Here is a 19,789-nt window from a genome sequence, read left to right on the forward strand (position 1 = left end):
TGTGGGAGCGGGCTTGCCCGCGATAGCAATCTAAACAGCGATGCCGTTATTCGGCGATCAACCAATCCATCTGCCAGCCACCCTGGGTCTGCCCCAGTTTCTTTGACAGCCACGGCAGCAGCTCACGCAGTTCCTCCTCCAGCCCCCACGGCGGGTTGGCAATCGCCAGGCCCGAGCCGGTCAGGGTGTTGGGCGTGTCCAGCGGATGCACCAGCAATTCCACACGCAGCAGCTTCGGCGCGCCGGTGCCGGCCAGGTCCTGGTAGAAGCGGCGCAACATGCGCTGATCCTTCACCGGGTACCAGATCGCGGCGACCGTCTGGCGCATGCGGCCCACGGCTTCCTTGAGGGAGGCGGCGCAGCGCTGCATCTCGTCGAGTTGCTCGAAGGGTGGGTCGATCAGCATCAACGCGCGCTTTTCCGGCACCGGCAGCAAGGCCCGTGGCACGTGCCAACCTTCGCCCAGATGGACCTTCACACGCCGATCGCCCTTCATGTTGTCCTTGAGCAACACACCGTCTTCGGGGTGTTTTTCGTTGAGCAGCACGCGGTCCTGGGGCCGGGTCAGGCGCCGCGCCAGCTCTGGCGAACCCGGGTAATAGCGCAATTGGCCATCCGGGTTCATCTCGTGCAGCACCTGCATGTAGTCGGCGGTCAGCGCCGGCAGGTCCGCCTCGCCCCACAGGCGGGCGATGCCTTCCAGGTATTCACCGGTGCGGTTGGCCTGGTCGCCTTGCAGGTCGTACAGACCAATCCCGGCGTGGGTGTCGAGATAGGCAAACGGCTGCTCCTTGCGCGACATCAGGGCGATGAGGCGGGTCAAGGTCAGGTGTTTGAAGACATCGGCATGGTTGCCGGCGTGAAAGGCGTGACGATAATTCATGGTTGCTCCTGCGCAGGGGGCGAAGTTTACCTTTTACGCGGGCAAAGGTGCAGGGCTGCATGCTGGGCGGTGCTTATGTCGCAAATGTAGGAACAGCAGCGAAAACGTTCTAGCGAGTTATGTGCGAGCGGGCTTGCCCGCGATGCAGGCGACGCGGTATTACCCGTACTCTGCGCTGATGCCATCGCAGGCAAGCCAGCTCCTACCTTATCCGGGGCTGCCCCATGCAATCCAGGGAGGTCAGTAACACTCATGAAAGACGCCACAATCGCATTGCATCACGGCTTCAAGTCGGACCCGACCACCAAGGCCGTCGCCGTGCCGATCTACCAGAACGTCGCGTTCGAGTTCGATAACGCCCAGCACGGCGCCGACCTGTTCAACCTCGACGTGCCCGGCAACATCTACACACGGATCATGAACCCCACCAACGATGTGCTGGAGCAGCGCATGGCGGCGCTGGAAGGCGGGATCGCTGCCCTGGCCGTGTCGGCGGGCAGCGCGGCGATCCACTATGCCATCCAGGCCCTGACCCGCGCCGGCGACAATATCGTCTCCACCCCGCAGTTGTACGGCGGCACCTACACCCTGTTCGCCCACCTGCTGCCGAGCTTCGGCGTGGACGTGCGCTTCGCCCGTGATGACTCGGCCGAGGCCATCGCCGAGCTGATCGACGACAACACCAAGCTGGTGTACTGCGAAAGCATCGGCAACCCGGCCGGCAATATCGTCGACCTGCAGGCCCTGGCCGACGTCGCCCATGCCCGTGGCGTACCGCTGATGGTGGATAACACCGTCGCCACGCCGATCCTGTGCAAGCCGATCCAGTTTGGCGCGGATATCGTCGTGCATTCCCTGACCAAGTATGTCGGCGGCCACGGCAACTCCCTGGGCGGAGTGATCGTCGACAGCGGCACCTTCCCCTGGACCGACTACCCGCACAAATTCCCCGGCCTCAACCAGCCGGAGCCGGCCTACCACGGTGTTGTGTACAGCGAAAAATTCGGCCCGGCGGCCTTTATCGCCCGTGCCCGCACCGTACCGCTGCGCAACACCGGCGCAGCCTTGGCGCCAATGAACGCCTTCCTGCTGCTGCAAGGCCTGGAAACCCTGGCCCTGCGCATGGAGCGCCATACCGAGAACGCGCTGAAAGTCGCGCAGTTCCTGCAAGCCCACGAGCAGGTGGAATGGGTCAGCTACGCCGGCCTGCCGGATCACCCGCACCATCACCTGGCGCAAAAGTACATGCAGGGCAAACCCTCGGCGATCCTGTCCTTCGGCCTCAAGGGCGGCTATGCGGCCGGTGTGCGTTTCTACGATGCGCTGCAAATCTTCAAGCGCCTGGTGAATATCGGCGATGCCAAATCCCTGGCCTGCCATCCGGCGTCCACCACCCACCGGCAGATGAACGAAGACGAGCAAGCCAAGGCCGGGGTACGCCCGGAGATGATCCGCCTATCGGTGGGTATCGAGGCGGTTGAAGACCTGCTCGATGACCTGCAACAGTCACTGGACGCCTGACTCACCCGCGCACGCAGCCAGGCAAGGCTGGCGTGGCTGCGTGCGCTACAGGCAATTTCAGTAAATCCCGACACAAAAAAAGGCCCGCCATCCAAGAATGCGGGCCTTTTTCAGTTCACCTGGCCATCAAGGCCAATACGAACGCCTCATTTGTTGAGGTTGTAGTCTTTCTCGGCAGCAGTGAAGCGCTCAACCATACCGGCAGTCGGGGCGCCCATCTTGCTCACGAAGTAGATCGCCAGGCTGGCGAACAGGAAGCCTGGGATGATTTCGTACAGACCCAGCAGTTCGAAGTGTTTCCACACGATCACGGTGATCGCGCCGACCAGGATCCCGGCCAGTGCGCCGTTGCGGGTCATGCCTTTCCACAGGACCGAGATCAGCACCACAGGACCGAACGCAGCGCCGAAGCCGGCCCAGGCGTAGCTCACCAGGCCCAGTACGCGGTTTTCCGGGTTGGCGGCCATTGCGATCGCGATCAACGCTACCACCAGCACCATGATCCGGCCGACCCATACCAGCTCAAGCTGGGACGCGCCCTTGCGCAGGAAAGCCTTGTAGAAGTCTTCGGTCAGGGCGCTGGAGCACACCAGCAGTTGGCAGCTCAGGGTGCTCATCACGGCAGCCAGGATGGCCGACAGCAGCACGCCAGCAATCCACGGGTTGAACAGCAGCTTGGCCAGTTCGATGAACACACGCTCAGGGTTTTCGGTCACGGGACCGGCGACTTCAGGGTGTGCCGAGAAGTAGGCAATACCGAAGAAGCCTACCGCCACGGTGCCGGCCAGGCACAGGATCATCCAGGTCATGGAGATACGACGGGCATTGGCAATCGACTTGACCGAATCCGCCGCCATGAACCGCGCGAGGATGTGCGGCTGGCCGAAGTAGCCCAGGCCCCAGCCCATCAGCGAGATGATGCCGATGAAGGTGGTGTTTTTGAGCATGTCGAAGTTGGTTGGATCGTTCGCTTCGATAGCCAGGAACGTGGTATCGACACCGCCGGTGGCCAGCAGCACGATGATTGGCGTGAGGATCAACGCGAAGATCATCAGCGTGGCTTGTACGGTATCTGTCCAGCTCACTGCCAGGAAACCACCGATGAAGGTGTAGGCAATCGTCGCCGCAGCACCGGCCCACAGCGCAGTCCCGTAGGACATGCCAAAGGTGCTTTCGAACAGACGCGCACCCGCGACGATGCCGGAGGCGCAGTAGATGGTGAAGAACACCAGGATCACTACCGCCGAGATAATCCGCAGCAGGCCGCTTTTGTCTTCAAAGCGGCTGGAGAAGTAGTCCGGCAGGGTCAGGGCGTCGCCGTTGTGTTCGGTCTGCACGCGCAGGCGACCGGCCACAAACAGCCAGTTCAGGTAAGCACCGACGATCAGGCCGATGGCGATCCAGCTTTCCGACAGGCCCGACATGTAGATGGCGCCCGGCAGGCCCATCAACAACCAGCCGCTCATATCCGAGGCGCCAGCCGAGAGTGCGGTAACGACGCTGCCGAGGCTGCGACCACCGAGGATGTAATCGGAAAGGTTATTGGTGGAGCGATAGGCCATGAGACCGATCAGCACCATTGCGGCGATGTAGATCACAAATGTGATCAGGGTTGGATTACTTACGCTCATTGAGTTACGCCCTGGCTTTGTTTTTATGTAGCGGCGGTCTGTCAGCTCTTGTAGACGAAGCTGCATGCCGCGCATTTATGACTGACGTTTCCCCAGGAAAGCCATCAGCCGATGAACCGAACTTTACAATTGGTTGCACCTTGGCCGCGAATGCTATTCAACAAAGCAAATAAGGTGCAACCAGTTTCTTGAGAATTAGTTGCACCTGTAGGCGTTTTTCGGCAAATGGCAGTTTTTTGCTCCTTTTCGGAGCAAGAACAGCCAAATCCAGAAGTAAATGCACCAACAACAAGCCGATTCCGTCGAGTGAAAATGAATTCTGACGAGCAGTGCGGATTTCCTGAAGAAAATGGGTTGCACCCGGTTGCACCTCGTACGGCGCAAAGCTAATCTTGCCGCCAGCTGATGCCACGCAGTAGTGGCACCCATGAGGATAAAAATATGGCTACGACCACCCTTGGGGTCAAACTCGATGACCCGACCCGCGAACGCCTGAAGGCCGCCGCGACCTCCATTGATCGCACGCCGCACTGGCTGATCAAGCAGGCAATTTTCAATTACCTGGAGAAACTGGAGGGTGGTGCAACCCTGACCGAACTCAACGGTTCGGGCCTCAAGGACGCAGACGACGCCGGTGAGGTGCAGAACGACCACGCCCACCAGTGCTTCCTCGAATTTGCCGAAAGCATCCTGCCGCAATCGGTGCTGCGCGCCTCGATCACTGCCGCCTACCGCCGCCCTGAGCCGGAAGTGGTGCCGATGCTGATCGAGCAGGCCCGCCTGCCGGCCCAGATGGCCGAAGCCACCAACAAGCTGGCCGCCTCGATTGCCGAAAAACTGCGTAACCAGAAGAGCGCCGGCGGCCGTGCCGGTATCGTCCAGGGCCTGCTGCAGGAATTTTCCCTGTCGTCCCAGGAAGGCGTGGCGCTGATGTGCCTGGCCGAAGCGCTGCTGCGTATCCCTGACAAAGGCACCCGTGACGCGCTGATCCGCGACAAGATCAGCACCGGCAACTGGCAGCCGCACCTGGGCAACAGCCCGTCGCTGTTCGTCAACGCCGCCACCTGGGGCCTGCTGCTGACCGGCAAACTGGTCGCCACCCACAACGAGGCCGGCCTGACCTCCTCCCTGAGCCGCATCATCGGCAAGAGCGGCGAGCCGATGATCCGCAAGGGCGTCGACATGGCCATGCGCCTGATGGGCGAGCAGTTCGTCACCGGCGAAACCATCGCCGAAGCCTTGGCCAATGCGAGCAAGTTCGAAGCCAAGGGCTTCCGCTATTCCTACGACATGCTCGGTGAAGCTGCACTGACCGAACACGATGCACAGAAGTACCTGGCCTCGTACGAACAAGCCATTCACTCCATCGGCAAAGCCTCTCACGGCCGTGGGATTTATGAAGGCCCAGGCATCTCCATCAAGCTGTCGGCCCTGCACCCGCGCTACAGCCGTGCCCAGTACGAGCGCGTGATGGACGAGCTGTACCCGCGCCTGCTGTCCCTGACCCTGCTGGCCAAGCAATACGACATCGGCCTGAACATCGATGCCGAAGAAGCCGACCGCCTGGAGCTGTCCCTGGACCTGCTCGAGCGCCTGTGCTTCGAGCCGCAACTGACCGGCTGGAACGGTATCGGTTTCGTGATCCAGGCCTACCAGAAGCGCTGCCCGTACGTGATCGACTACGTGATCGACCTGGCACGCCGCAGCCGTCACCGCCTGATGATCCGCCTGGTAAAAGGCGCGTACTGGGACAGCGAGATCAAGCGCGCCCAGGTCGAAGGCCTGGAAGGCTACCCGGTCTACACCCGCAAGGTGTACACCGACGTTTCCTACATCGCCTGCGCACGCAAGCTGCTGTCGGTACCGGAAGTCATCTACCCGCAGTTCGCCACGCACAACGCCCACACCCTGTCGGCCATCTACCATATTGCCGGCCAGAACTATTACCCCGGCCAGTACGAGTTCCAGTGCCTGCACGGCATGGGTGAACCGCTGTACGAACAGGTTGTAGGCAAGGTTTCCGAAGGCAAGCTGAACCGTCCGTGCCGCGTGTACGCTCCGGTCGGCACCCACGAAACACTGCTGGCCTACCTGGTGCGTCGCCTGCTGGAAAACGGCGCCAACACCTCGTTCGTCAACCGGATCGCCGACCAATCCATCTCGATCCAGGAGCTGGTGGCCGATCCAGTGGCCAGCATCGAGCAGATGGCTACGCTGGAAGGCGGCTTCGGCCTGCCGCACCCGCGTATCCCACTGCCGCGCGACCTGTATGGCAGCGAGCGCGCCAACTCGGCCGGTATCGACCTGGCCAACGAACACCGCCTGGCGTCGCTGTCCTGCGCCTTGCTGGCCACCGCGCACAACAACTGGAAAGCCGCGCCGATGCTCGGCTGTGCTTCGAGCAATGAAGCCGCTGTGCCGGTACTGAACCCGTCCGACCTGCGGGATGTGGTCGGTCATGTCCAGGAAGCCACGGTCGAAGACGTCGACAACGCGATCCAGTGCGCCCTCAACGCCGCACCGATCTGGCAGGCCACCCCGCCGGCCGAACGCGCCGCGATCCTGGAACGTGCCGCCGACTTGATGGAAGGCGAGATCCAGCCGCTGATGGGCCTGCTGGCCCGCGAAGCCGGCAAGACCTTCGCCAACGCCATCGCCGAAGTGCGTGAAGCCGTGGACTTCCTGCGCTACTACGCAGTGCAGGCGCGTAACGACTTCACCAACGACGCCCACCGCCCACTGGGCCCGGTAGTCTGCATCAGCCCATGGAACTTCCCGCTGGCGATCTTCAGCGGCCAAGTCGCCGCCGCACTCGCCGCCGGTAACCCGGTACTGGCCAAGCCGGCCGAACAAACCCCGCTGGTTGCCGCGCAAGCCGTGCGCCTGCTGCTGGAAGCCGGCATCCCTGAAGGCGTGCTGCAACTGCTGCCGGGCCAGGGCGAAAGCGTCGGTGCCCGCCTGGTGGGTGATGATCGCGTCAAAGGCGTGATGTTCACCGGTTCCACCGAGGTGGCGCGCCTGCTGCAACGCAACGTCGCTGGGCGCCTGGATGCCCAGGGCCGCCCAATCCCGCTGATCGCCGAAACCGGTGGCCAGAACGCGATGATCGTCGACTCCTCGGCCCTGACCGAACAGGTGGTGATCGACGTCGTGTCCTCGGCCTTCGACAGTGCCGGCCAGCGCTGCTCTGCCTTGCGCGTACTGTGCCTGCAGGAAGATTCGGCAGACCGCGTCATCGAAATGCTCAAGGGCGCCATGGCCGAATGCCGTCTCGGCAATCCGGAGCGCCTGTCCGTGGATATCGGCCCGGTGATCGATGCCGAAGCCAAGGCGGGCATCGAGAAACACATCCAGGCCATGCGCGACAAGGGTCGCACCGTGTATCAGGTGGCAATCGCCGACAGCGAAGAAATCAAGCGCGGCACCTTCGTGATGCCAACCCTGATCGAGCTGGAAAGCTTCGACGAGCTGCAACGGGAGATCTTCGGCCCGGTCCTGCACGTGGTGCGCTACAAGCGTAAGGAAATCGACCAGTTGATCGGTCAGATCAATGCTTCTGGCTACGGTCTGACCCTGGGCGTGCACACCCGTATCGACGAGACCATCGCCAAGGTGATCGACAACGTCCATGCCGGTAACGTCTACGTCAACCGCAACATCGTCGGGGCCGTGGTCGGCGTGCAGCCATTCGGCGGCGAAGGCTTGTCGGGCACCGGTCCGAAAGCCGGTGGCCCGCTGTACCTGTACCGCCTGCTGTCGACACGTCCTACCGATGCGATCGAGCAATCCTTCGTACGGGGTGACGCACTGGCCGCGCCGGATGTACGTCTGCGTGACGCCATGAGCCAACCGCTGACCGCCCTGAAAACCTGGGCCGAGAGCAATAAGTTCAGCGACCTGGGCGCCCTGTGCAACCAGTTCGCCGCGCAATCGCAAAGCGGTATCACCCGCCTGCTGGCCGGCCCGACCGGCGAGCGCAACAGCTACGCCATCCTGCCCCGCGAGCACGTACTGTGCCTGGCAGAGGTGGAAGGCGATCTGCTGGCGCAACTGGCGGCGGTATTGGCTGTAGGCAGCTCGGCGGTATGGCCGGAAACTGACCTGACCAAGGCGCTGTTCCCACGGCTGCCGAAGGAAGTTCAGGCGAAGATCCAGCGCGTGGCCGACTGGACCAAGGACGAAGTGATCTTCGATGCGGTCCTGCACCATGGCGATTGCGACCAACTGCGCGGGGTTTGCCAGCAAGTGGCGCAGCGTAGCGGCGCGATTGTCGGGGTCAACGGCCTGTCTTCGGGCGAAACCAACATTGCGTTGGAGCGCCTGGTGATCGAACGTGCATTGAGCGTCAACACCGCTGCGGCGGGTGGTAACGCGAGCTTGATGACCATCGGCTAATCAATCCAGTGGGGCACCTGCAATGGGTGCCCCACTGCATTGCATCGGTCGAAACCGGATAAGTGTGGGAGCGGGCTTGCCTGCGATAGTGGCGGGTCAGCCATGCAAATATTGCCTGGCCTACCGCTATCGCCGGCAAGCCAGCTCCCACATTGACCGCGTCATACCTTTGCGCTGTGTTTTGCTGCTCCATCACCCAGATCAATCTTGCTATCGCGCCTCTATTCGCGCACTTAGACTGCAGCCTATTCCCACATAGGTAAGCCGCCATGTCCGAGACGCTCCTCAGTTCCCGCAATCTGGCTTTCGAGCTGTATGAAGTCCTCGATGCCGAGGGCCTGACCCAGCGCGAGCGGTTTGCCGAACATAATCGCGAAACCTTCGATGCCGCCATCGGCACTGCCCGCAGCATCGCCGAAAAGTACTTCGCCCCGCACAACCGCAAAGGTGACGAAAACGAACCGCGCTACGAAGACGGCCAGGCGATCCTGATCCCGGAGGTGAAACCTGCCGTGGATGCCTTCCTCGAAGCCGGCTTTCTGAATGCGGCGCGCAGTTTCGAAGCCGGGGGCATGCAACTGCCGACACTGCTGTCCCAGGCCTGCTTTGCGCATTTCCAGTCAGCCAATGCGGCTTCCACTTCGTACCCGTTCCTGACCATGGGCGCGGCCAATCTGATCGAAAGTTTTGGCACCGAGGAGCAGAAGCAGCGTTTTCTGCAACCGATGATCGAAGGCCGGTTCTTCGGCACCATGGCCTTGACCGAGCCCCATGCCGGCTCGTCGCTGTCGGATATCCGCACCCGCGCCGAGCCGGCGGCGGACGGCACCTACCGGCTCAAGGGCAACAAGATCTTTATCTCCGGTGGCGACCACCCGCTGTCGGAAAACATCGTGCACATGGTCCTGGCCAAACTGCCGGATGCGCCCGCTGGGGTGAAGGGCATTTCGCTGTTTATCGTGCCCAAGTTCCTGGTCAACGAGGACGGCAGCCTGGGCCCGCGCAATGATGTGCTGCTGGCCGGACTGTTCCACAAGATGGGTTGGCGCGGCACCACTTCGACGGCGCTGAATTTCGGCGATAACGGCGAGTGTGTCGGCTATCTGGTGGGCAAGCCGCACCAAGGCCTGGCGTGTATGTTCCAAATGATGAACGAGGCACGGATTGGCGTCGGCATGGGCGCGGTGATGCTTGGCTACGCCGGTTACCTGTATTCCTTGGAGTACGCCCGGGAACGCCCGCAAGGCCGCCTGCCGGACAGCAAGGACCCGAACACCTCACCGGTGTCGATCATCCAGCACGCCGATATCAAGCGCATGCTGCTCACGCAAAAAGCCTATGTGGAAGGCGCCTTCGACCTGGGCCTGTACGCCGCGCGGCTGTTCGATGACACCACCACCCTGGACAACGAAACCGCGCGCAAGCAGGCCCATGAATTGCTCGATCTGCTGACGCCGATCGTCAAGTCCTGGCCCTCGGAGTTCTGCCTCAAGGCCAACGAACTGGCGATCCAGATTCTCGGCGGCCACGGCTACACCCGCGAATACCCGGTGGAGCAGTACTACCGCGACAACCGTCTGAACCCGATCCACGAAGGCACCCACGGCATCCAGTCCCTGGACCTGCTGGGGCGCAAGCTGGGGCAAAACGGCGGCGCGGGTTTGAAGCAGTTGATTCGCCTGATCGCCGAGACGGGCGCACGGGCGCAGGAATATCCGTCACTCACGCCATTGCGCGAGCCGCTGGAGCAACTGGTGGCACGCCTGCAAAGGGTGACCCTGGGACTGTTGACGGATCTCGCCCAGGGCAAGGTCAACAGCAGCCTGGCGAACTCGGCGCTGTACCTGAAAGTGTTTGGGCATACGGTGATTGGCTGGCGCTGGCTGGAACAGGCGATCCGCGCCGAAGAAGGGTTGGCCAGGGGCAATGCGGCGGATGTGGCCTTCTATAAAGGCAAGCTGCAAGCGGCCCGGTACTTCCTGACGTGGGAAGTACCGGGCTGCCATCATGAACTGTCGATCCTGGAAACTCGGGACGATACGTGCCTGGCCATGCAGGATGAATGGTTCTGATCAGGGCTGGCCGATGGCCTTGGCAATCACGTCGACCGTGGCGCTGACTTGCTCTTGGTAACGGTCGAGTTCCTGCTGGTGACGCTGCTGCATGTCGATCTGCTCGGCACATAGATTCAGCGCCGCCAGCACCAGCAGCTTGTCGCCGATCAGGGTCGGGTACTTCTGCTTGGTGGTGGCCAGGGACGCCTTGAGCAGGGTCACGGCCTTGAGCAGGGTGTTGTCTTCCCCGTCCGGTGCCTTGATCGAGTAATCCTCACCGAGAATCGAAACGACCTTTATCCCTTCACTCATGCGCTCACAGGACCTGCGCTCACACGCTCAACCAACGCCTGGATACGGGCTGCAGTGGCGCCCTGCTTTTCTTCCTGTTCCATCAGGTTCAGTTGCAAGCTGTCGTTCTCATCCTTGGCGCGGGCCAGTTCCGCCTTGAGGGATTCGTTGGTGCCCAGCAATGCTTGATTCTGCTGCACCAGGTCACTGACCAGTTGTTCCAGTTGGCTGAGGGATGTTTCTAACATTTTGAATTCTCGGGCTTTTTCAAAGGGCGGTGACGATAAAGAAAATTCACCGTGGAAGCCAGGGTTATCCTGGCGCGCAGCCCCGATTTCACGGGTCAGGCCACGCTGTGGAGCCTTAGTGACTGCATTTACGCCATCTGGTTCCTGAATCCATTCCAATGCGCGCAAGGTGCGACAAAAGCGCACAGCCCCTCAAGACTTTAGTCGTATGTCCGATAGGTCATGCTTACCCCGCCTCAAAGCCGCACGGATCGCGCCTCTCCCAGGACCATTGCATGTCTCTTCGTAATATGAATATCGCGCCGCGCGCGTTTCTCGGCTTCGCGTGCATTGGTGCGCTGATGTTGTTTCTCGGTATTTTTGCGCTGAACCAGATGAGCAAGATCCGTGGCGCCACCGAAGACATCACCCTGCGCAGCGTGCCGAGCATTCGCGCGCTGGACGACTTCACCCAACTGACCCTGCGCCTGCGCGTGCTGTCCTACCGCTTGCTGACCAACCGCGAGCCGGATGTGCAACAAAAGACCCTGGAAGCCTTTGAATTGCGCAACCAGCAGATTCGTGCCGCCCAGAGCGTGTACGAAAAGCTGATCGACAGCCGCGAGGAGCGCTCGGCCTACGACGACTATGTACGCCTGCTGGGCCAGTACCGGCAGATCGAAGAGCGGATGAAGAGCCTGTCGCGCAACAATCAGACCGAAGAGCTGCGCACCTTGCTCAACACCGAACTGCTGAGCAACTCCGAGGCGGTCAACGCGGTGCTGACGCGCCTGCTGGACATCAACAATTCGATGGCCAACGACAGCAACCAGAAAGCTGCCGATCAATATGATTCAGCCTTTGACCTGGTAGTGGCCCTGCTGGTGCTGGCCACGGCGCTGACTGTGCTGTTTGCCTGGCTGCTGACCCGCAGCATCACCCTGCCCATTGCCCAAGCCCTGGACGCCGCCGAGAACATTGCCGAAGGCAACCTGACCCAGCCGATCAAGGTCGATGGCGACGACGAAGCCGGCCGCCTGTTGCGCGCGATGAATAAAATGCAGGAGAAATTGCGCGACACCCTGCAGCGCATTTCCGGCTCGGCCACTCAACTGGCCTCGGCTGCCGAAGAGCTGAACGCCGTCACCGACGAAAGCGCCCGTGGCCTGACCCAGCAGAACAATGAAATCGAGCAGGCAGCCACCGCTGTCAACGAGATGACCAGCGCCGTCGAAGAAGTCGCGCGCAATGCGGTCAGCACCTCCGAGGCCTCGAAAAACGCCACCACCTCGGCGGGCGATGGCCGCGACCTGGTGCAGGAAACCGTCAGCGCCATCGAACGCATGAGCGGCGATGTACAGGGCACCGCCACCCTGATCGGCGCCCTGGCCGAAGAATCGCGGGATATCGGCAAGGTGCTGGATGTGATTCGCGGCCTGGCCGACCAGACCAACCTGCTAGCCCTCAACGCCGCCATCGAAGCGGCGCGTGCCGGGGAAGCCGGGCGTGGTTTTGCGGTGGTTGCCGATGAAGTAAGGGCCCTGGCCCATCGCACCCAGCAATCGACCAGTGAAATCGAGCGGATGATCGGCAGTATCCAGGCCGGCACTGAACAGGCGGTGGACTCGATGCGCAACAGCACCGAGCGCGCCGAGTCGACGCTCAATATCGCCAAAGGCGCAGGGATGTCCCTGGATACCATCAATAGCGCGATTATCGAGATCAACGAGCGCAACCTGGTGATCGCCAGCGCCGCCGAAGAGCAGGCCCAGGTCGCGCGGGAAGTGGACCGCAACCTGGTGAACATCCGCGACTTGTCGGTGCAATCGGCCACGGGCGCCAGCCAGACCAGTGCGGCCAGCGGCGAGTTGTCACGCCTGGCGGTGGATTTGAATGGGATGGTGGGGCGTTTCCGCCTCTGAAATACAGTCACCCCCTGTAGGATCTGGCTTGCCTGCGATGGCAGCGCCGCGGTGAGCCTGATTCACCGCGGCGCTGCCATCGCAGGCAAGCCAGATCCTACAAAAGCTTTTTGACAGCGCAGCAATTCAACAGGTTAGAATCGCTGGCACGCAGACTGCATGGTCAGTCTGCGCCTCGCCTTAATTCCGGAGTACTGCCTTTGAATGCGACGACCATCAACAGCCTGTTCTTGATCGGCGCGTTGCTGGTAAGTGCGAGCATTCTGGTGAGTTCTCTTTCGTCCCGCCTGGGGATCCCGATCCTGGTGATTATCCTGGCCGTGGGCATGATTGCCGGCGTCGATGGCGGCGGGATCATTTTCGATAACTACCCTACCGCGTACCTGGTGGGCAACCTGGCATTGGCAGTGATCCTGCTCGATGGCGGCTTGCGGACCCGGGTCGCGAGTTTTCGCGTGGCACTGTGGCCGGCCCTGTCGCTGGCGACCGTGGGGGTGTTGATAACCACCGGCCTCACCGGTATGGCGGCGGCCTGGCTGTTTGACCTCAATATCATCCAGGGCCTGCTGATCGGCGCCATCGTCGGCTCCACCGACGCCGCCGCCGTGTTCTCGCTGCTGGGCGGCAAGGGCCTGAACGAACGGGTCAGCGCCAGCCTGGAAATCGAATCCGGCAGCAACGACCCGATGGCGGTGTTCCTCACCGTAACCCTGATCGACATGCTCGCCAGCGGCCAGACTGGCCTGCACTGGAGCCTGTTGACCCACCTGATCCGCGAATTCGGGATCGGCGGCATTATCGGCCTGGGCGGCGGTTGGTTGATGCTGCAACTGGTCAACAGGATCAACCTGGCAAACGGCCTGTACCCGATCCTGGTGATCGCCGGCGGCCTGTTCGTCTTCGCCTTGACCAACGCCCTGCACGGCAGCGGCTTCCTCGCCGTGTACCTGTGCGGCCTGGTGATCGGCAACCGTCCGGTGCGCAGCCGCCACGGCATCCTGCATATGCTCGACGGCATGGCCTGGCTGGCGCAGATCGGCATGTTCCTGGTGCTGGGGCTGCTGGTCACGCCCCATGACCTGCTGCCCATCGCCCTGCCGGCCCTGGGCCTGGCGCTGTGGATGATCCTGTTTGCGCGGCCGCTGTCGGTGGCGGTTGGCCTGCTGCCGTTCAAGGCGTTCCATGGCCGCGAAAAAGTGTTTATCGCCTGGGTCGGCCTGCGCGGCGCGGTGCCGATCATTCTTGCGGTGTTCCCGCTGATGGCCGGCTTGCCCCATGCCCAGCTGTATTTCAACCTGGCGTTCTTTATCGTGCTGGTGTCGTTGCTGGTGCAGGGCACCAGCCTGCCGTGGGTAGCCAAGCTCTTGAAAGTAACGGTACCGCCCGAGCCCGCGCCGATTTCCCGGGCGGCCCTGGAAGTACACGTCACCAGCGAGTGGGAGTTGTTCGTCTACCGCCTGGGTGCCGAGAAATGGTGCATCGGCGCCGCCCTGCGCGAGCTGAAAATGCCCGAAGGCACGCGGATCGCCGCCCTGTTTCGCGGCCAGCAACTGCTCCATCCGTCGGGTAGTACGGTGCTCGAAGCCGATGATTTGCTGTGCGTGATCGGCCATGAACACAACCTCGCCGCCCTCGGCAAACTGTTCAGCCAGGCGCCGCAACGGGGCCTGGACCTGCGCTTCTTCGGCGACTTCGTGCTCGAAGGCGACGCCCAGCTGGGCGCGGTGTCGGCGCTGTACGGGCTCAAACTCGACGGCATCGATCCGGACATGCCGCTGGGCCAGTTCATCACGCAGAAGGTCGGTGGCGCCCCCATCGTCGGCGACCAGGTGGAGTGGAACAACACCATTTGGACAGTCGCCGTGATGGACGGGAACAAGATCGGCAAAGTCGGCGTCAGATTCCCCGAAGGAAGTCGCCCGGCCCCCGGACTCTTCCTCTAAACTGCGGGGCGACGGTGTGCCATTGGCCATCAACACGCCCCCTATTCTTCATCTTGTTCGACCGGTCTCTATGACAATCCTGCGCACTTTTTTAGCCACTGCCCTGCTGGGCCTGAGTCTCTGCGTCAGCCCGGTGTTCGCCGCCGACCCGCCAAGCATCGAGAGTGTGCAACAGACCCTGGACAAGCTGCCGGACCGCAAACTGCCCGACGCCGACATGAAGGCGCTGCAAAATGTGTTGCAGCAGACCCTGACGTTGCTGGGCAACAAGCAGGACTACGAGCAACGCCTGAGCGATCTCAAGCGCCAATTGCAAGACGCGCCACGCCAGACCACGGAAAACGCCCGTGAACTGGCCCGGCTCAAGGCCACCAAGGTGGTCCCGGTCGCCCAGCGCTACGCCAGCCTGCCAGTGCCGCAGCTCGAACAACTGCTGGTGCAGCGCAGCACCCAGCAAGGCGACCTACAAAAGGAGTTGGCCGACGCCAACAGCCTGAGCATCGCCGCCCAAACCCGCCCCGAGCGTGCCCAGACCGAAATCAGCAACAGCCAGACGCGCATCCAGCAGATCAACGGCATCCTCAAGGCCGGCAAGGACAATGGCAAACCGCTAAATGGCGACCAGCGCAACCTGCTGAACGCCGAACTGGCGGCGCTCAACGCCTTGATCCCGCTGCGCCGCCAGGAGCTGGCGGGCAACAGCCAACTGCAAGACCTGGGTAACAGCCAACATGACCTGGCGGTGGAAAAAACCGCGCGCCTGGAGCAGGAAATCCAGGACCTGCAAACCCTGATCAACCAGAAACGCCTGGCCCAGTCCCAGGAAACCGTGACCCAGCAGTCCATCGAAGCGCAGAAGGCCGGTGGCAGCAGCCTGCTGGCTACGGAAAGCGCAGCCAACCTGAAACTCTCTGACTACCTGCTCAAAAGCACCGACCGGCTCAATGAGCTGACCCAGCAGAACCTGCAAACCAAACAGCTGCTGGACAACGTGACCCAGAGCGATTCGGCCCTGGACGAGCAGATCAACGTGCTCAAGGGCAGCCTGCTGCTATCGAAGATCCTCTATAAACAGAAACAGGCCTTGCCGCGCCTGAAGGTCGACCGCGACCTGGCCGACGATATCGCCAACATTCGCCTGTACCAGTTCGAGGTCAACCAGCAGCGCGAACTGATCAGTTCGCCCAGCACCTACGTCGACAACCTGCTGGCCAACCAGCCCGAGGACCAGGTCACGCCACAGTTGCGCCGCACCCTGCTGGAGCTGGCCGTGACCCGCAGCGACCTGCTCGAACGCCTGAGCCGGGAGTTGAGCGCGCTGCTCAACGAATCCATCACCCTGCAACTGAACCAGAAACAACTGCTCAGCACCGCCGCCAGCCTGCGCGCGACCCTCGACGAACAGATGTTCTGGATCCCCAGCAACAAGCCGCTGGACGTCGAATGGCTCGAAGGCGTGCCCAACCGCCTGAGCAAACAGGTCGACACCCTGCCCTGGGCCTCCAGCCTCAGCGAACTGTATGACGGCCTGGCCCAGCGCCCGCTGCTGTTCCTGCCCCTGCTGCTATTGATCGGCGCGCTGTTGTGGCGGCGCAACAGCCTCTACGAGCGCCTGAAAAAAATCCATATGGATATCGGGCACTTCAAGCGGGACAGCCAGTGGCACACTCCGGTCGCGATCCTGGTGAATATCCTGCTGGCCTTGCCGGTAACCCTCGGCCTGGCGCTGTGCGGCTACGCCCTGCAGATCGATGCACGCGGGCAGAACGCCAACCTGGGCATGGCCCTGGTGCAAATTTCCCAGGCGTGGCTGGTGTTCTACACCGCCTATCGCATCCTCGCGCCGGGTGGCGTGGCCGAATTGCATTTCCGCTGGGAAAAACCCCAGGTCGAGTTTCTCCAGGGCTGGATCCGCAAGCTGGGGCTGGTGGTGCTGGCGCTGGTGGCCGTGGTGTCCATCGCCGAGCACCAGCCGGCAGCCCTGGCCGATGATGTGCTGGGGATCGCCGTAGTCCTCACCTGTTATGGGCTGATGGCCTGGCTGCTCAGCCGCCTGCTGCTCAACAGCCCGACCCATGAAAAGGCCTCGCTGTTTCGCAAGGTCGTCGGCGTGGCGTTTACCGCGCTGCCCATCGCGCTGTTTATCGCCGTGTGTTTTGGCTACTACTACACCGCGCTCAAACTCAGCGACCGCCTGATCAACACCCTGTACCTGCTGATGTTCTGGCTGGTGATCGAAGCCACCTTCGTCCGTGGCCTGGGTGTTGCCGCGCGGCGCCTGGCCTATGCCCGGGCACTGGCCAAACGCCAGGCCGCCAAGGAAGCCGGCGACGGCGAAGTGGTGATCGAGGAACCGACCCTGGATATCGAGCAGGTCAACGAACAATCCATGCGCCTGATCCGCCTGGCCCTGCTCGGCGGCTTTATTGCGGCGCTGTACTGGGTCTGGTCGGACCTGATCTCGGTGTTCTCCTACCTGGACAACGTCACCCTCTACGAATACACCAGCGGCACCGGCGCCAATATCAGCATGGTGCCCATCAGCATCGGCGACATGCTGGGCGCGCTGATCATCATCGGCATTACCTTTGCCCTGGCGCGCAACCTGCCGGGCCTGCTGGAAGTACTGGTGCTGTCGAAGCTGGACCTGGCCCAGGGCAGTGCCTACGCCACCACCACCCTGCTGTCGTATGTGATCGCCGGCGTGGGCTTTGTGTCGACCCTGTCGACCCTCGGGGTGAGCTGGGACAAGTTGCAATGGCTGGTGGCCGCACTGTCGGTGGGCCTGGGCTTCGGCATGCAGGAGATCTTCGCCAACTTTATCTCCGGCATCATGATCCTGTTCGAGCGCCCGGTGCGCATCGGCGACACCATTACCATCGGCAACCTGTCGGGCACGGTGAGCAAGATCCGCATCCGCGCCACCACCATCACCGACTTCGACCGCAAGGACATCATTGTCCCGAACAAAACCTTCATCACTGGGCAACTGATCAACTGGTCGCTGACCGACACCATCACCCGGGTGACCCTCAAGCTCGGCGTGGACTACGGCTCCGACCTGGACCTGGTGAAGGAATTGTTGCTCAAGGCCGCCAGGGATAACCCACGGGTATTGAAAGACCCGGAACCCCACGTGTACTTCCTCAACTTTGGCGAAAGCACCCTGGACCACGAACTGCGCATGCATGTGCGCGACCTCGGCGACCGCAACCCGGTCATCGATGAGGTCAACCGCTTCATCAACCGCGAGTTCAAGAAGCAGAGCATCAACATTTCGTTCCGCCAGATGGAGGTTTACCTGAAGAACCTGCACGGCCAGGAATACAAACTGGTGGAAATCGAGCCCTTGAGCAAGCCGGCCAATGACGGCTCGCCGCAACCCACGCCGCCGGCCAAACTCGACTAACCGCGCTATCCCCAGCAGAATGCTCGGACATTCTGCTGGAGATGGCCGGTGAAAGCCCTCGACGACCTGACCTTCGACAACCGCTTCGCCCGCCTGGGCGACGGTTTCTCAACCCACGTATTGCCCGAGCCCATCGACGAGCCGCGGCTGGTGGTGGCGAGCAACGCCGCCATGGCCCTGCTGGACCTCGATCCAGCCGTCGCCCAGACGCCAGTGTTTGCCGAACTGTTCGGCGGCCACAAGCTGTGGGCCGAGGCCGAACCGCGGGCGATGGTCTATTCCGGGCATCAGTTTGGCTCCTATAACCCGCAACTGGGGGATGGTCGCGGCTTGCTGCTGGGCGAGGTGTATAACGCGGCGGGCGAACACTGGGACTTGCACCTCAAGGGCGCCGGGCAAACGCCGTACTCACGCATGGGCGATGGCCGCGCGGTGCTGCGTTCGTCGATCCGCGAGTTTCTCGCCTCCGAAGCCTTGCACGCCCTGGGCATCCCCAGCAGCCGCGCCCTGTGCGTGATCGGCTCGGACACCCCGGTATGGCGCGAGAAGCAGGAACGCGCGGCCATGGTCCTGCGCCTGGCGCCGAGCCATATCCGCTTTGGGCACTTCGAATACTTCTACTACACCCAGAAAACCGAGCTGCACCAGCAACTGGCCGAGCATGTGCTGAAGTTGCACTTCGCCCACTGCCAGGAGCAACCCGAGCCGTACCTGGCGATGTTCCGCGAGATCGTCGAGCGCAATGCCGAGTTGATCGCCAAATGGCAGGCCTACGGCTTTTGTCACGGGGTGATGAACACCGACAACATGTCGATCCTGGGCATTACCTTCGACTTCGGGCCGTTTGCCTTCCTCGATGACTTCGACGCCCACTTCATCTGCAACCACTCCGATCACGAAGGCCGCTACTCCTTCAGCAACCAGATGCCCATCGGCCAATGGAACCTCAGCGCCCTGGCCCAGGCGCTGACGCCGTACATCAGCGTGCAAGCCCTGCGCGAGACCCTGGGCCTGTACCTGCCGCTGTACCAGGCCCACTACCTGGACCTGATGCGCCGCCGCCTGGGCCTGACCACCGCCGAGGACGATGACCAGAAACTGCTGGAGCGCCTGCTGCAACTGATGCAAAACAGTGGCGTGGACTACACCTTGTTCTTCCGCCATCTGGGCGACGAATCCGCCGCACTGGCCGTGGCGCGCCTGCGCGATGACTTTGTCGACCGCGCGGGCTTCGATGCCTGGGCCGACGACTACAAGGCCCGGGTTGAGCGCGACGGCACAGGCAGCGAGGCAGAACGCCGCGAGCGCATGCACGCGGTCAACCCGCTGTACATCCTGCGCAACTACCTGGCGCAAAACGCCATCACCGCCGCCGAATCAGGTGACTACAGTGAAGTGCGAAGGCTGCATGAGGTATTGAGCCAGCCATTTGAAGAACAGGCCGGGATGGAGCAGTACGCGCAACGGCCGCCCGATTGGGGCAAGCATTTGGAGATCAGTTGTTCGTCCTAGG

11 protein-coding genes and 2 pseudogenes are annotated in these 19,789 nt (G+C 62.2%); 8 read left to right on the forward strand and 5 right to left on the reverse strand.

Annotated features, from left to right (window positions below; translation table 11 throughout):
* Positions 1-46 precede the first annotated feature (46 nt).
* Positions 47-883: a 23S rRNA (adenine(2030)-N(6))-methyltransferase RlmJ gene (locus AC19YY_RS10280; RefSeq protein WP_032862126.1), complete on the reverse strand. Its 837-nt coding sequence runs from the start codon at positions 881-883 to the stop codon at positions 47-49.
* 252 nt (positions 884-1,135) lie between these two features.
* Here AC19YY_RS10280 and AC19YY_RS10285 point away from each other — a divergent pair, with 252 nt between their 5' ends.
* On the forward strand, positions 1,136-2,404 hold the full coding sequence (locus AC19YY_RS10285) for an O-acetylhomoserine aminocarboxypropyltransferase/cysteine synthase family protein (RefSeq protein ID WP_170058112.1): 1,269 nt from the start codon (positions 1,136-1,138) through the stop codon (positions 2,402-2,404).
* Positions 2,405-2,550: 146 nt separating this feature from the next.
* Here the strand turns inward: AC19YY_RS10285 and putP are convergent, their stop codons facing one another.
* Together putP and AC19YY_RS10295 are read right to left on the reverse strand one after the other, a co-directional pair.
* Positions 2,551-4,035, reverse strand: coding sequence for a sodium/proline symporter PutP (gene putP, locus AC19YY_RS10290; RefSeq protein ID WP_169952316.1), 1,485 nt, complete (start codon positions 4,033-4,035; stop codon positions 2,551-2,553).
* 157 nt (positions 4,036-4,192) lie between these two features.
* Complete coding sequence (locus AC19YY_RS10295) at positions 4,193-4,447, reverse strand: hypothetical protein (RefSeq protein WP_172312384.1); 255 nt, start codon at positions 4,445-4,447, stop codon at positions 4,193-4,195.
* Between the two features lie 29 nt (positions 4,448-4,476).
* Here AC19YY_RS10295 and putA point away from each other — a divergent pair, with 29 nt between their 5' ends.
* Complete coding sequence (gene putA, locus AC19YY_RS10300; RefSeq protein ID WP_169952318.1) at positions 4,477-8,430, forward strand: trifunctional transcriptional regulator/proline dehydrogenase/L-glutamate gamma-semialdehyde dehydrogenase; 3,954 nt, start codon at positions 4,477-4,479, stop codon at positions 8,428-8,430.
* 269 nt (positions 8,431-8,699) lie between these two features.
* Complete coding sequence (locus tag AC19YY_RS10305) at positions 8,700-10,502, forward strand: acyl-CoA dehydrogenase (protein ID WP_500604140.1); 1,803 nt, start codon at positions 8,700-8,702, stop codon at positions 10,500-10,502.
* On the opposite strand, the gene AC19YY_RS10310 is transcribed toward AC19YY_RS10305, so the two are convergent.
* Positions 10,503-10,796: a cell division protein ZapA gene (locus tag AC19YY_RS10310; RefSeq protein WP_169952322.1), complete on the reverse strand. Its 294-nt coding sequence runs from the start codon at positions 10,794-10,796 to the stop codon at positions 10,503-10,505.
* Entirely contained in the window at positions 10,793-11,023 is a 231-nt protein-coding gene (locus tag AC19YY_RS10315; protein ID WP_029299225.1) for a hypothetical protein, read from the reverse strand. The genes AC19YY_RS10310 and AC19YY_RS10315 overlap by 4 nt, the downstream gene beginning before the upstream one ends.
* A 341-nt stretch (positions 11,024-11,364) precedes the next feature.
* Between AC19YY_RS10315 and AC19YY_RS10320 the strand changes: the two are divergent.
* From AC19YY_RS10320 to selO, 5 genes and pseudogenes are all read left to right on the forward strand, one after another.
* Positions 11,365-12,021 (forward strand): annotated as a pseudogene (locus AC19YY_RS10320) (MCP four helix bundle domain-containing protein); the annotation flags it as partial.
* Positions 12,022-12,324: 303 nt separating this feature from the next.
* A pseudogene (locus AC19YY_RS10325) lies at positions 12,325-12,924 on the forward strand (methyl-accepting chemotaxis protein); the annotation flags it as partial.
* Between the two features lie 200 nt (positions 12,925-13,124).
* The gene (locus AC19YY_RS10330) at positions 13,125-14,867 is read left to right on the forward strand and encodes a potassium/proton antiporter (RefSeq protein WP_029299228.1); all 1,743 of its coding nucleotides are present in this window, start codon (positions 13,125-13,127) and stop codon (positions 14,865-14,867) included.
* Positions 14,868-14,937: 70 nt separating this feature from the next.
* The gene (gene mscK / locus AC19YY_RS10335) at positions 14,938-18,276 is read left to right on the forward strand and encodes a mechanosensitive channel MscK (protein WP_169952326.1); all 3,339 of its coding nucleotides are present in this window, start codon (positions 14,938-14,940) and stop codon (positions 18,274-18,276) included.
* A 48-nt stretch (positions 18,277-18,324) separates the two neighbouring features.
* Positions 18,325-19,788, forward strand: a complete 1,464-nt coding sequence (gene selO, locus AC19YY_RS10340; protein ID WP_500604141.1) for a protein adenylyltransferase SelO — start codon at positions 18,325-18,327, stop codon at positions 19,786-19,788.
* The last annotated feature ends 1 nt before the right edge of the window (position 19,789 follow it).

The organism is Pseudomonas sp. MF09156 (assembly GCF_059862305.1).

What these genes read in the sequence shown, in the direction of transcription:
- AC19YY_RS10285 (WP_170058112.1), top strand. Translation starts at nt 1,136, where the DNA reads ATGAAAGACGCCACAATCGCATTGCATCACGGCTTCAAGTCGGACCCG.
- AC19YY_RS10280 (WP_032862126.1), bottom strand. Translation starts at nt 883, where the DNA reads ATGAATTATCGTCACGCCTTTCACGCCGGCAACCATGCCGATGTCTTC.
- AC19YY_RS10315 (WP_029299225.1), bottom strand. Translation starts at nt 11,023, where the DNA reads ATGTTAGAAACATCCCTCAGCCAACTGGAACAACTGGTCAGTGACCTG.
- AC19YY_RS10305 (WP_500604140.1), top strand. Translation starts at nt 8,700, where the DNA reads ATGTCCGAGACGCTCCTCAGTTCCCGCAATCTGGCTTTCGAGCTGTAT.
- AC19YY_RS10310 (WP_169952322.1), bottom strand. Translation starts at nt 10,796, where the DNA reads ATGAGTGAAGGGATAAAGGTCGTTTCGATTCTCGGTGAGGATTACTCG.
- putA (WP_169952318.1), top strand. Translation starts at nt 4,477, where the DNA reads ATGGCTACGACCACCCTTGGGGTCAAACTCGATGACCCGACCCGCGAA.
- mscK (WP_169952326.1), top strand. Translation starts at nt 14,938, where the DNA reads ATGACAATCCTGCGCACTTTTTTAGCCACTGCCCTGCTGGGCCTGAGT.
- putP (WP_169952316.1), bottom strand. Translation starts at nt 4,035, where the DNA reads ATGAGCGTAAGTAATCCAACCCTGATCACATTTGTGATCTACATCGCC.